At 75.1% G+C, this 12,823-nt stretch carries 9 protein-coding genes; 8 read left to right on the top strand and 1 reads right to left on the bottom strand.

Features of this window, described 5'->3' with window-relative positions; genetic code table 11:
- Positions 1-15: 15 nt before the first annotated feature.
- The 7 genes from ACIPLC_RS16495 to ACIPLC_RS16465 all read left to right on the top strand — a co-directional run bounded on the left by ACIPLC_RS16495 (position 16) and on the right by ACIPLC_RS16465 (position 10,593).
- A complete protein-coding gene (locus ACIPLC_RS16495) occupies positions 16-4,170 on the top strand; it encodes a hypothetical protein (protein WP_400473664.1) in 4,155 nt (1,384 codons plus the stop codon).
- 104 nt (positions 4,171-4,274) lie between these two features.
- Positions 4,275-4,700, top strand: coding sequence for a hypothetical protein (locus ACIPLC_RS16490; protein ID WP_400473663.1), 426 nt, complete (start codon positions 4,275-4,277; stop codon positions 4,698-4,700).
- Complete coding sequence (locus ACIPLC_RS16485) at positions 4,697-5,440, top strand: nucleotide exchange factor GrpE (protein WP_400473662.1); 744 nt, start codon at positions 4,697-4,699, stop codon at positions 5,438-5,440. Before ACIPLC_RS16490 ends, ACIPLC_RS16485 begins: the two co-directional genes overlap by 4 nt.
- A gap of 31 nt (positions 5,441-5,471) precedes the next feature.
- Positions 5,472-8,039, top strand: a complete 2,568-nt coding sequence (locus ACIPLC_RS16480) for an Hsp70 family protein (protein ID WP_400473661.1) — start codon at positions 5,472-5,474, stop codon at positions 8,037-8,039.
- Positions 8,036-8,491: a hypothetical protein gene (locus ACIPLC_RS16475; protein WP_400473660.1), complete on the top strand. Its 456-nt coding sequence runs from the start codon at positions 8,036-8,038 to the stop codon at positions 8,489-8,491. The genes ACIPLC_RS16480 and ACIPLC_RS16475 overlap by 4 nt, the downstream gene beginning before the upstream one ends.
- 92 nt (positions 8,492-8,583) lie before the next feature.
- The gene (locus ACIPLC_RS16470) at positions 8,584-8,823 is read left to right on the top strand and encodes a chaplin (RefSeq protein ID WP_400473659.1); all 240 of its coding nucleotides are present in this window, start codon (positions 8,584-8,586) and stop codon (positions 8,821-8,823) included.
- A 138-nt stretch (positions 8,824-8,961) separates the two neighbouring features.
- The gene (locus ACIPLC_RS16465; protein WP_400473658.1) at positions 8,962-10,593 is read left to right on the top strand and encodes an AMP-binding protein; all 1,632 of its coding nucleotides are present in this window, start codon (positions 8,962-8,964) and stop codon (positions 10,591-10,593) included.
- Between the two features lie 34 nt (positions 10,594-10,627).
- Here ACIPLC_RS16465 and ACIPLC_RS16460 read toward each other — a convergent pair whose 3' ends face one another.
- Positions 10,628-11,620, bottom strand: coding sequence for a LysR family transcriptional regulator (locus ACIPLC_RS16460; protein WP_400473724.1), 993 nt, complete (start codon positions 11,618-11,620; stop codon positions 10,628-10,630).
- Positions 11,621-11,744: 124 nt separating this feature from the next.
- Between ACIPLC_RS16460 and ACIPLC_RS16455 the strand changes: the two genes are divergently transcribed.
- Positions 11,745-12,806, top strand: a complete 1,062-nt coding sequence (locus tag ACIPLC_RS16455) for a YncE family protein (RefSeq protein WP_400473657.1) — start codon at positions 11,745-11,747, stop codon at positions 12,804-12,806.
- Positions 12,807-12,823 lie beyond the last annotated feature (17 nt).

Here is a 12,823-nt window from a genome sequence, read left to right as displayed (position 1 = left end):
GCAGGGGGACGGTGCATGGCGCAGCTCGCGGTGCTGCTGATCGTGGTGGCACTGGCCGGTGCGGCAGTCGTCGTACTGGCCCGCCGCCGACGGAGCCTGGACGCCCAGGCCGTGGCCAAGGCGCTGGCCGCGGCCGCCGAACGGCTCGCCGCCGGCAAGGCCCCGCAGGCCCGGCGCCGCTACGCGCGCCTCGCCCAGCGGCTCGCCACCGGCCCCGAGGAGCTGCGCCCGCAGCGCGGCCTCGCCCTGCTCGGCCAGGCCGAGGCCACCGTCCCCACCGGCGACCAGCAGGCCACCCTCGCCCTGCACCGCGAGGCGTTCCCGCTGCTCGCCGACCCGGCCCGGCAACTGCCCCGGTGGAGCCTGCACCGCCTCGCCGAGGAGCGGATATCCGCCCCCGAGGGCGACCTCGGGCCGCTGCTCGCCTTCCTCCAGGCCACCGCCGACGGCGCCGAACCCGGCGAGGAGGCCGCGGCGGCCGCCCGCGTCACGGACTGGCTGCAACGGCTCTGCCGCGAGGGCACCCCCGAGCAGCGCGAGAGCGCCACCACCCGGTCGCTGGCCGCACTGCCCGGCCGGGACTGGCCGGTGCTGGCCCGGGCCGCCCTGCTGCGCGACACCGACCGCACCGCCGAGGCCGAGACCCTGCTCGCCGCGGCCGCCCCCGGCGGCAGCGGCGAACTCTGGTTCCGCTGGGGCGCCCAACTGTTCACCCTGCACCGGGACGAACCCGCCGTCGCCGCCTTCGACGAGGCACTGCGCCGCGGCCCCGGCGAGCCCTCCCCGTGGGGACGCGGCCCGGCCCTGCACACCGAGAGCCTGCTCTTCCGGGGCCTGGCCCGGCAGCGGCTCGGCGCCACCGACGCCGCCTGGGCCGACCTCGCGGCCGCCGCCACCGAGACCCCCGGCGACCCCCGCCCCCGCTACGCCCTCGGCCGGCTCGCCCTGCTGCTCGGCGCCGACGACCAGGCCCGGGAGCAGTTCACCGCCGCCCTGACCGTCCAACCCTCCTTCGCCCCGGCCCGGTTCGGCCTCGCCCTGGTGCACGAGCGGGCCGCGCGCCCCGCCGAGGCGGCCGCCGACTACCGCACCGGCCTCGGCCTGGCCCCCGACTGGCGCCCGGCCCGGGTCCGGCTCGGCGCGGCCCTGCTCGCCGCCGGGCGGACCGCCGAGGCCGCGCCCGTCCTCGACGCCGAGGCCGACGTCGAACCGGACTCCCGCTGGGCCCGGATCGCCGCCTTCCACCACGGTCTCGCCCTCGCCCGCACCGACGACCCGGCCGGTGCCCTGGCCCGCTGGGAGCCGCTGCGCGACGACGAACTGCGCGAACGGCAGGCCCTGGCCCGCGACCGACTCGCCCGCACCCGGCTGGCCGACGACCCGGTGGCCGCCCGGGAGCTCTGGCAGCAGGCCGCCGCCGACCACCCGGCCGCCCCCGGCTACCGGGCCGCGCTGCGCGAGGCCGCCCTGCGCGAGGCCGCGCACCTGCTGATCATCGGCCGCGACCGGCCCGAACCGCGCGAGCGGGCCGCCGCCGCCCTCGCCCTCGCCGACACCCTGCCCGGCTCCGTCACCCACCGGCAGACCCGGCTGCGCGCCGCCCTCGCCCTGGCCGAGGGCTCCGCCGAACCGCTGACCACCCTGCTCGACGCCGCCACCGGGCCGCGCGACCGCTACCACCTGGCCGCCGCCGCCCTGCTGACCGGCCGTCCGGTCCAGACCATCGCCCTGCTCGCCCCGCTCACCCCCGACCCGGCCGGCGACCCGGCCCTCGCCCGGCTGCGGGCGCTGCTCGCCGAACGGGCCGGCAACTGGGCCGCCGCACTGGACTGGTACCGCCACTTCCTGACCGCCGGCCAGGCCCCCGAAACGCCGCAGCCCCTGCCCGCGACGGCCGACTGCGCTGTTTGCACCGCCCCCGCCACCGGCGCCTGCGCCGGCTGCGGCCGGGAGGCCTGCGCCGCCCACCTGCACCGGCCCGCCGACGGCGCCTCGCCGCGCTGCGTGCGCTGCGCCGGCCCAGCCCTGCGCGCCGTCCTGGACTGCGCCCGCCGGGCCGGGGTGCCCGAACAGGCCGAACCCGTCCTCGCCGCCTGGGCGCAGGCCCTCGGCGACGGCGCCCCCGTACGGCTGGACCTCGCCCTGCTGCGCGCCGAACTCGGCCGACTGGACGAGGCGTTGGCCGACCTGCCGGCGGACGCCGCCGCCGCGCGCGGCGCCGTCCTGATCCGCCGGGCCGGCGCCGCCCTCGACGCCGGGGAGCCCGGACGCGCGGCCGGTGACCTGCGCCAGGCCCTCACGCTCGCCCCGGACCGGCCGCAGGCCGCCGCCGCGCTCGTCCTGCTCGCCGAGCACGAGGCCCACCAGCACGCCGTCGAGGGCCGCCACCGCGAGGCCTGGGACGGCTACCACGCCCTGCTCCTCAAGGACCCGGCCCACCCCCGGCTGCTGCACGCGCTCGGCCTGGCCGGCTACCGGCTCGCGGTCTCCGCCGCCGCCGCCGCCGCCGACGACGACGACGGCGCCGGGGCCGGGGCCGGGGCCGGGGCCGGGCCGGACGAGCGGATCTGGACCTGGACGCTCGGCTGCCTGGTCGCCGCCCTGCACCAGCCCGACCTGTGGGCGGAGTCCGCTCGGATCACCGGCCGCCCGGCCGACCCGCAGCGGATGTCCACCGCCCGCAGCGCGCTCACCGACCGCCTCCGCGAGGACCTGCGCGCGCTGGACCGGGCCGCCGACCGCACCGGCGACGAGGTCACCGCCTGGACCCTGCGCCTCGGCATGGAGGCGCACAGCGCCGATGCCTTCGCCCAGGAGGACGTCCGGATCGCCCTGCCCGGCCGCCCCGCCCGGCGCCTCACCCTCGGCCCCGCGCTCGACCGGCTGCTCCGCCAGGAGCCCGAACTCGCCGCCTGGGCCGCCGGGTTCGACGAGGCCGTACGGGCCTGGCGGCAACCGGAGACCCCCGACGGGCACCCGCTGACCCGGGCCCTCGGCCTGTTCGGCGACCTCGGCCCGCAGCGCTACCTGCTCCTCCAGGGCCGCCAGGCCGCCGCCGTCGGCGCCCTGGACGCGGTGCCCGAGGCCGAACGCGGAACGGGCTGGCGGGACCTGCTCGGCGAGAGCCTGGTCAGCGAGGCCCGCGAGCACCACCGCAACCAGGACTGGCGCGAGGCCCTGGACTGCCTCACCCGCGCCCGCGCCGTGCCCGGCACCGTCCTGCCCGCCGACGCGCCCGCGATCGCCGCCGAGTCCGGCGTCCGGGCCGCCCGCGCCGTGCTCAAGACCAGCGACGACGACCAGGCGGGCGCCACCGAACTCCTGGAGAAGGCCCTCACGCTGGCCCCCGACCACCCCGAGGTGCGCGGCGACCTCGGCGCCACCTACGCCCAGTGGGCCCGCAAGATCAACAACGAGGACAAGGACTACCCCCGCGCCCTGGTCCTGCTGCGCAAGAGCATCGAACTCGCCCCCGGCGACCCGACCGCCGTCCACTTCCTGGAGGCCGCCCTCGGCAACCGGGCCAGCCAGCTCAGCCGCCCCGACGCCCCCGAAGCGGAACTGGAGGAGGCCGCCGACGCGTGGCGGGAGCTGATCGCGCTCAACCCCGACCCGGACCACCGGCTCGGCCTCGCCTTCGTACTGCGCCACCTCTCCCGCATCGCCGCCTTCGCGGACCACCGCGCCCTCGCCGTCGACCGGATGGCGCAAGCCCTGCGCGCCGACCCGGAATGGGACGGCGACACCGAGCAGGAGGCCCCGCGCCGGGTCGCCGTGATGCTGGCCAACCACATGCTGGACAACCTCCAGGACAGCCCGTTCACCACCCAGGCCGCCATGCTCCAGAAGGCCCGGTCCTACGACGACTCGGCCGAGATCCGCCGCCTGATGGTCAGCGTCTGGCGCGGCGAGGCCATCGGCCACTACGAGGCCCACCGCTACCGCGACGCGATCCGGCTGCTGGAGGAGGCGCTCGCGCTCTCCCGCACCCCGGAGGACGTCGCCAAGCTGCACGTCGAACTCAGCGTCGTCTACAGCTCCTACGCCGTCAGCCGGGCCAACCTGCGCCAGTTCCGGGAGGCCCGCTCGCTGATCGGCAAGGCCGTCGAGTACAACCCGGACGACCGCGACCTGCGCGCCCTGCAACGGAGGATCGGCGCGCTGCGCTGACGGCAACCGCGGCGCCGCCGTCGTCGTCGTAGCCCATGCACCGATCCCCGAACCGCAGCCCGTCCCTGAGTCACCGTCAGCCGTGAGGAGAGAAGCCGCCCGCCATGCCACTGCACGAACCGTCGCCGTACGAGGTCCTGGGCGTTGCGCTCACGGCCGGCGTGCGCGAGATCAACCTCGCCGTCGGCCCGGCGATGAAGGCCGGCCGCTACACCCGCCAGCAGATCCAGGACGCCGCCGCCCTGCTGCGCAACCCCGACCGGCGGCTGGAGCTGGACCTCCAGCGCCCCCTGCCACCGGAGCCGGTCGACCAGGCCGCCGAACTGCTGGCGCCCGCCCTGGCCGAACCGCTGCTGGTCGTCGAACGCCCGCCGCTGCCGCCCGCCGCCGCCCTCCTGGCACTGCACCGGGCCGAGGCGGCGGCCGACTTCGCCGACCCCGCCCCCGGCGGCGCCGACCCCGAACCGCCCGTCCCCGCCCGCTACGCGGCCGACCTGTCCGTGCTGCCGCAGATCGAGGTTCCGGAATGACCGACGCACCGACCGCTCCCGCGCCCGACGGCCACCGGCCGCTGGACGTCCCGCAGCGCGCCCTGGAGGTCGACCTCGACCAGGCGTTCAGCCAACTGCTCTACCGGGCCTCCCTCCTGCAACGCCTGCGGGCCGAGGAGGCGCAGACCGCCCGGGCCACCCAGCGGGACCTGCTGGGCATCCTGGTCGAGGTGGACGACGCCCTCGCCGCGCTCGGCCTGGACCGGGAGCTGGTGCTGCTCGGGCGCGGCGCCGGGATCGAGGCCACCCGCCGGCGGCTGCTCGGCCGCCTCGCCAAGGCCGGGGTCCGCCCGATGCGGCTGGAGGGCCTGGCGGCGGACCCGGCGCTGACCGAGATCGTCGGCACCGAGCCGAGGTACGGGGTGGCGCCGGAGACGGTCGTCCAGACGGTGGTCACCGGGTTCTTCTGGGAGGAGGAGGTGCTGCGCCGCGCCCAGGTCGTCGTCGCCGCGGCGCCCGAGCCCGCCCCGGTGGCGGAGTCGGCGTTCGCGGAGGACGTCGAGCGGGCCCTGCAACCCGCGCCGGTGGAGGCCGCGCCGGTGGAGCCCGAGGCCGAGGGCGCCGGGCCCGGGCCCGGCGAGGTCGCGGACGCCGCGCCCGAGGAGGCCGACACCGAACCCGCCGCCGCGCCGGTGAACCCCGCCCGGGCCACGGCGGCCCCGCCCCGGGCCCGCCGGAAGGGAACGGCCGCGGGCGGCCGGCGCAAGCGGAAGAAGTAGCCAGGACCACGAGGGGCAAGAGGGGAACGACATGTACCGCACACTCGGCATCGACCTGGGCACCACCAACTCGGTGGTGGCCCACCTGCGCCGGGGCGAGCCGGAGATCATCTTCAACCGGCAGAACCAGGAGGCCACGCCCTCCGTGGTCGGCAGCGGCCGCAAGGGCGAACTGCTGGTCGGCTCCACCGCGCGCAGCCGGGTCGCCATCGACGGCGTCAACGTGATCCGCTCGGTCAAGCGCTTCATGGGCCGCAAGTTCAAGGACCCGCAGGTCCAGGCGGCCCTCAAGGAGGTCGACTACAAGGTCACGGCAGGCACCGACGGCGACGTCAACGTCTGGTTCAACGGCCGCTCCTACACCCCGATCGAGATCTCCGCGATCATCCTGCACCGCCTCAAGGAGGACGCCGAGCAGCGGTTCGGCGAGCCCTTCCACCGGGCCGTCATCACCGTCCCCGCGTACTTCGGCGAGCGGCAGGTCGCCGCCACCCAGGAGGCGGGCCGGATGGCCGGCCTGCACGTGCTGCGGATCATCAACGAGCCGACCGCCGCCGCGCTCGCCTACGGGATCACCTCCGAGGCCGGCGACGAGGGCCGGACCGTCCTGGTCTACGACCTCGGCGGCGGCACCTTCGACATCTCCATCCTGCTGCTGGTGCCCGGCTCCGTCTCGGTGCTCGGCATCGAGGGCGACAACCTGCTCGGCGGCGACGACTTCGACCGGGCCATCACCACCGCGCTGCTGGAGGACATCCGCGAGGAGTACGGCGCGGACTACCAGCCCGACCTGCGGGACCGCCCCAAGATCGCCTCCACGGCCGAGACGATCAAGATCGAGCTCTCCCACCAGGAGGCCTCCGAGGTGATCCTGCCAGGCCTCGGCGCCGGCCAGCTGGTGCTGGAGACGGAGTTCGAGCGGGCCCGCTTCGAGGAACTGATCGAGGCCCAGATCGAGCGCACCATCGAGCTGACCCACAAGGCCATCATGCAGGCCAACCTCACCGTCGGGGACATCGACGAGGTGGTGCTGGTCGGCGGCTCCACCGCGATCCCGCTGGTGGCCCGGCGACTCGGCGAGGTCTTCGGGCCACGCCGGATCCGGCGCGGCGTCAACCCGATGCAGTGCGTGGCGCTCGGCGCGGCCGTGCAGTCCGCGCTGGTCGGCGAGGTGGAGTGCCCGGAGTGCCGGGCCCCCGGCGACCTCTCCGCCTCCAACTGCGCCAACTGCGCCACCACGCTGCTCGGCGGGCCCCGGGTCTCCTGCCCCGGCTGCCACCTCCCGGTCGACGCCGAGGCCGCCGCCTGCCCCAAGTGCGGTCAGGAGCTGGGCGGTTCGGCCGCCGGTGCGGCCATCCCGGCGCAGTCCCAGGCGGCCACCGTCGTGCGCAGCGACAACTGCCCGCGCTGCGGCACCCCCGCCGCGCCCGGCGTCACCGCCTGCGAGCTGTGCGGCGAGGCGCTCAACTCCGCCGCACCCGGGCAGACCAGGGTCGGCTCGACCGCCGCCGAGGACGTCGGTCTGCGCTGCGCCGCCTGCGGCGTGGTCAACCCGCCCGGCAGCGAGGCCTGCCAGGGCTGCGGCGAGCTGATGCAGGTCACCAACCCGTTCGACATCACCCCGAAGAACCTCGGCATCGAGCTCAACGACGGCCGGCTGGCCGTCATCATCCCCAAGAACACCAGCTACCCGACCAGTTCGCCGGTCAGCCGCGAGTTCGTGGTCTCCGGCAGCGGCCGCCAGCGACTGGAGATCGCGGTCTACGAGGGCGAGCACGAGATCGCCCAGCAGAACGAGCTGATCGGCCACCTGACCCTGCGGCTGCCCGCCGGGCTCGGCGGCCGCACCCCGGTGGAGGTGTCCTTCGGCCTCGACCGGGACCGTACCATCACCCTGTCGGTGCGGATCCAGGGCGGCGGCGAGAAGACCGTCAAACTGGAGCGCGTCACCCTCGACCCCGAGCTCAAGGTCCAGGTCGAGGAGCAGCAGCGGCAGATCGAGACCTTCACCGACCGCTGGGGCGGCGAGCTCACCGAGGCCGAGATGCGCGAGGCGCAGCGCCTCATGGACAGCCTGGACGACCTGGCCGCCGGCCAGACCCGCGGCCAGTCGGTGGACGAGGCGCTGGAGCGGGCCCAGCGCCAGCTCAAGGCCCAGCGCTGGGTGCGCGGCTCGGAGGCGTACCTCAGCCTGTTCATCCACTACTGCGAGAAGCACCTCGACCCGAGCGACCTCGACCGGCTGCGGTCGGTGTCCGCAGACCTGCGGCTGCGCCGGGAGGCGGCCGACTGGGAGGGCGCCATGCGCGCGGCCCAGCGGGCCGACGAACTGTGCGACTCGCTCGGGCACACCTTCCGGATGCTCACCATGTGCAACGTCTACGTCAACCAGAACATGGTCTCGCCGGCCTTGGCCCAGCGGATCATGGCCGAGCTGCGCGGGCTGGACGAGGCGGTGGAGTCGGCCAACATGGAGGCCGCCAACCAGCACAGCTCGGCGCTGCTGGCGCTGTACGCGCAGGCGCAGCGGGAGCTGGGCAGCGAGCCGCTCGCGGAGTCGCTCGGCCCGGTCCGCCCTGAGGAGGCCGGTCCGCGATGAGCTCCGACGTGACTCCGTCCGAGGTACCACCGGCCGGGGTGTCCCCGGCCACCGTGTCGCTGGCCGCCGTTTCCCCGGCCACCGTGTCGCTGGCCGCCGTTTCCCCGGCCGCCGTTTCCCCGACCGGCGGGCAGGCTGCCGACGTTCCACCGATCGAGGTGCTCTGCCCGCAGTGCGGCGTCCCGGCGGACCCGCAGGGCCTGCGCTGCCCGTCCTGCCGGGAGGACCTGGCCGCGCTGGTCCGGCTGCGTTACGCCGCTCGGATCGACTACAACCGGGCGCTGGACGCGCTGGCGGCCGGCGACGGGGCGTTCGCGCTCGGATTGCTGCTCCGCGCGGTGGCGGCCGAGCCGGGGCTTGAACCGGCCCGGGACCTGCTGGAATCACTGAGCGTGTCTGGCTCTGTGGGGCCGGTGTCGGGGGAGCGGGCGGGCGACACGCCCTCTGAGTGACCAATTCGGACGTTCCCGGCCTGCCATCGAGTTCGATCGGTGCGAGTGTGATCGTCACATGGATGTTCGCCACCCTCACAAGGAGTGACGCAATGCGTATTCGTACCACCCTCGCCGCCACCGCACTCGCCGCCGTGGCCGTCCTGGCCGGCGCCGGCACCGCCGCCGCGGGCGACGCGACCGCGAACGGTCTCGCCTTCGGTTCCCCCGGTGTGCTCTCCGGCAACCAGATCCAGATCCCGATCAACCTCGAGGCCAACGTCTGCGGCAACTCGATCGGGATCATCAGCATCCTCAACCCGGCCTTCGGCAACACCTGCATCAACGGCTGACCCGACTGCTGGGGCCGTCCGTCGAACCCGACGGGCGGCCCCAGCGCCGTGTCCGTACCCCCGTTCGGGGGTGGCGGAGCGGGCGCGAGGCGGAGACCATGGTGGCCGACCCGCACGCGCCCACCCAGGAGTCAGAACGTGCCGACCACGCCGACCCCGCGCAGCTACGCCTCCGGCACCTCGGACGTGCCGCTGCTCGGCGACACCATCGGGGAGAACCTCGACCGCGCGGTGCGCGCCTTCCCCGAGCGGGACGCCCTGGTCGACCGGGCCACCGCCCGCCGCTGGACGTACGCCGAACTGGCCGCCGACGTCGACGCGTTGGCCCTCGGCCTGCTCGACCTCGGGATCGCCAAGGGCGACCGGGTCGGCATCTGGGCGCCCAACTGCGCCGAGTGGACGCTCACCCAGTACGCCACCGCCAAGCTCGGCGCGATCCTGGTCACCGTCAACCCGGCGTACCGCTCGCACGAGTTGGCGTACGTGCTGAACCAGGCCGGCCTGCGCCTGCTGGTCGCGGCCGAGCGGTTCAAGACCTCCGACTACGTCGGGATGATCGAGGAAGTGCGGCCCCAGTGCCCGGAGTTGGAGCGGACGGTGCTGATCGGCAGCCCCGACTGGGACGCCCTGCTCGCCGCCGGGCGCCGCGCCGACCCGGGCCGTCTCGCGCAGCGGCAGCGGGAGTTGGCGCCGGACGACCCGATCAACATCCAGTACACCTCCGGGACCACCGGCTTCCCCAAGGGCGCGACCCTGTCGCACCACAACATCCTCAACAACGGCTACTTCGTCGGTGAACTGCTCAACTACACCGAGCAGGACCGGATCTGCGTCCCGGTGCCGTTCTACCACTGCTTCGGCATGGTGATGGCGAACCTCGCGGCCATCTCCCACGGCGCCTGCACGGTGATCCCCGCGCCCTCCTTCGAACCGGGCGCCACCCTGGCCGCCGTCGCCGCCGAGCGCTGCACCTCGCTGTACGGGGTGCCGACCATGTTCATCGCCGAACTCGCCGACCCCGACTTCGCGCGTCACGACCTCAGCAGCCTGCGCACCGGCATCATGGCGGGCTCCCCCTGCCCGGCCGAGGTGATGAAGGACGTCATCGGCCGGATGGGCATGGCCGAGGTCGCGATCTGCTACGGCATGACGGAGACCTCGCCCGTCTCCACCCAGACCCGCGCCGATGACACGGTCGACCGCCGGGTCTCCACCGTCGGCCGGGTCGGCCCGCACCTGGAGGTCAAGGTCGTCGACCCGGCCACCGGCCGTACCGTCCCGCGCGGCGAGCCCGGCGAACTCTGCACCCGCGGCTACTCCGTCATGCTCGGCTACTGGGGCGAGCCCGAGCGCACCGCCGAGGCCGTCGACGCCGCCCGCTGGATGCACACCGGCGACCTCGCCGTCATGGACGAGGACGGCTACCTCGCCATCACCGGCCGGATCAAGGACATGGTCATCCGCGGCGGCGAGAACCTCTACCCGCGCGAGATCGAGGAGTTCCTCCACAGCCACCCCGACATCCTCGACGTCCAGGTCGTCGGCGTGCCCGACGCCCGGTACGGCGAGGAGCTGATGGCGTGGATCCGCCTGCGCGGGGGCGCCGAGCCGCTCACCGTCGAGGCCGTCCGCGCCTACTGCACCGGCCGGCTCGCCCACGTCAAGATCCCGCGGTACGTGCACGTGGTCGAGGAGTTCCCGATGACCGTCACCGGCAAGGTCCGCAAGGTCGAGATGCGCGAGGAGGCCGTGCGCCTGCTCGGCCTCTGACCCGCCCCGGAGCCGGCGGGCTCGCGCCGCCGCCCTACCGCCCTGCGTCGCCTGCGTTCCCTGTGCTGCCCGCGCTGCCCGCGCCGCCTGCGCCGCCTGCGCCGCCTGCGTTCCCTGCGCTGCCGGTGCCGCCTGCGCCGAACGCGTCGAGGAGGGCCGCCGCCAGGTGCTCGCGGAACCAGCGGTGCCCCGGGTCGACCGCCGTACGCGGGTGCCAGGCCATGCCGAGATCGAGCGGCGCCAGGTCGAGGGGGATCGGGAAGGTGCGCAGTCCCAGGGCGGCGATCGTGCCGGGCAGCCAGTCGGCCAGGCTGAGCGCCACCAGGTCGGTGTCCCGGGCGAGCAGCATCGCGCTGGTGTGGCTGGGGACGACCGCCGCGACCCGGCGCCGCAGCCCCAGCCCCGCGAGCGCGGTGTCGATCGGTCCGAGCCGCTTGCCCAGCCGGGAGACGCCGATGTGGTCGGCGGCGGCGAACCGGCGGGCGTCGATCCGCCCGGCGAAGAGCGGATGGCCGGCGCGGGCGACACCGACCAGCGGCATCCGGGTGAGCGGCCTGGTCCGGATCTCCGGGTCCAGGTGCCCGAGGACGCCCAGCTCGACGTCGACCCAGCCCTGCCGGAGCGCGGGGCCGCCCTCCACCGCCTCCGGCAGGAAGACCACGTCCACCTGCGGCGCCTCGGCGTGGATCCGTTCGGTCAGCGACCCGGCCAGCCCGACCAGCAGCACGTCGGCGGCCTGGACGGTGAAGGTGCGCTCAAGGTGCGCGGCGTCGAAACCGGCCCCCGGCCGCAGGACGTCGTCGCAGCCGCGCAACAACGCGCCCACCTCGGCCCGGAGTTCGACGGCCCGAGGGGTCGGCACCAGGCCCTGGCCCGCGCGGACCAGCAGCGGGTCACCGACGGCCCGGCGCAGCCGCGCCAGGGCGCGGCTGACCGCGGCGGGGGAGGTGCCGAGCCGCTCGGCGGCGCGGGTCACGCTGTTCTCCTGCAACAAGGCGTCCAGGACGCGCAGCAGATTGAGGTCCATCGAGGCTCCGGAGCTGTAGTTTTGCGTCTGACGCAAGAATGGCATGCCAATCCGTGCATTGTTGCGGAATCCCCAGGCGGCGAGAGTGGATCCCGTCCACGGAAACCACCTCAAGGAGCTCCCCGTGCAGCACACCCCGCGTACCGGCCGGGACGGTGACGTCCTGGCCGTCGTCAGCCAGAGCGGGCCGACCGTCTCGTTCTTCGACGCCGCCTCCGACCGGCACCTCGGCACCCTCGAAGTCCCCGCCGAGCCGCACGAGTTGTGTTTCGACCCGACCCATCGCCTGCTGTGGTGCAGCACCGCCTACCACTCCGGCTACTACCACGCGAACAGCGGCCGCCGCACCGAACTGACCGTCATCGACCCCGACACCCGCCGGATCGTGGAGGTCGTCGACCTCGCCCCCGAACACGGGCCGCACGGCCTGGCGTTGGACGCGGCCCGCCGCCACCTCTACGTCAGCGTGGAGGGCTCGGCGGACCGCCCCGGCGGCGTCGTGGTCATCGACACCGAGACCCGTCGGCCCATCGGCCGGATCGACACGGACGCGCCCGGCCCGCACTGGTTCGCCATCGACCCGGCCGGGCGGACCGGCTACGCCACCAACAAGGAGGCGCCGTTCGTCTCGATCGTCGACCTCGAACGCGGCGTCCTGACCGGGAAGGCCGAGGTGCCGGGCAGCGAGGGGCTCGCCGTCTCCGCCGACGGCACCCACGCCTTCGTCGCCGCGCCCTACGCCGGCGCCCTTTCCGGCGCTGACCCGGACGCGGGCCGGCCGGTCACCGGGATCCGGGTCGTCGACGCCCGGACGGCGACCGTCGTCGACACCCTGCCCACCCAGGACCTCGTGATGCCGGTGCACCTGACGTCGACCGGCAAGCTCCTGGTCGGCGAGGTACGGACGACCCCCGACCCGACGGCCGGGCTCGGCCGCCAGGCGCCCGGCCGGCTCACCGTCTTCGCCGCCGACACCCACCGCCCCCTCGGCCGACTCGACGTGGGGCTCTTCCCGTTGACGATCACCTCGTCCCCCGACGGCCGGCTCGCCTACGTGTCCAACGCGGTCTCCTCCACCGTCGACATCATCGACCTGGAGACGATCACCCCCGCAGGCCGGCTGGACATCGCCAAGCTCGGCGAACCCGGCGCCCACGGCCTCGCCTACGTCCCGCGCCCGGCTTAGGGCACACGGCAAAACGG

The sequence above is a fragment of the Kitasatospora sp. NPDC086801 genome (assembly GCF_044745805.1).
In the GTDB taxonomy this organism is placed as follows: Bacteria; Actinomycetota; Actinomycetes; order Streptomycetales; family Streptomycetaceae; genus Kitasatospora.
Note: the sequence above shows the minus strand (reverse complement) of the source record. Positions and strands in the feature narration are given on the sequence as shown.

Excerpts from the sequence above, each read along its gene's own strand:
- ACIPLC_RS16485 (WP_400473662.1), top strand. The coding sequence starts at position 4,697 with ATGACCGACGCACCGACCGCTCCCGCGCCCGACGGCCACCGGCCGCTG.
- ACIPLC_RS16495 (WP_400473664.1), top strand. The coding sequence starts at position 16 with ATGGCGCAGCTCGCGGTGCTGCTGATCGTGGTGGCACTGGCCGGTGCG.
- ACIPLC_RS16475 (WP_400473660.1), top strand. The coding sequence starts at position 8,036 with ATGAGCTCCGACGTGACTCCGTCCGAGGTACCACCGGCCGGGGTGTCC.
- ACIPLC_RS16490 (WP_400473663.1), top strand. The coding sequence starts at position 4,275 with ATGCCACTGCACGAACCGTCGCCGTACGAGGTCCTGGGCGTTGCGCTC.
- ACIPLC_RS16480 (WP_400473661.1), top strand. The coding sequence starts at position 5,472 with ATGTACCGCACACTCGGCATCGACCTGGGCACCACCAACTCGGTGGTG.
- ACIPLC_RS16460 (WP_400473724.1), bottom strand. The coding sequence starts at position 11,620 with ATGGACCTCAATCTGCTGCGCGTCCTGGACGCCTTGTTGCAGGAGAAC.
- ACIPLC_RS16470 (WP_400473659.1), top strand. The coding sequence starts at position 8,584 with ATGCGTATTCGTACCACCCTCGCCGCCACCGCACTCGCCGCCGTGGCC.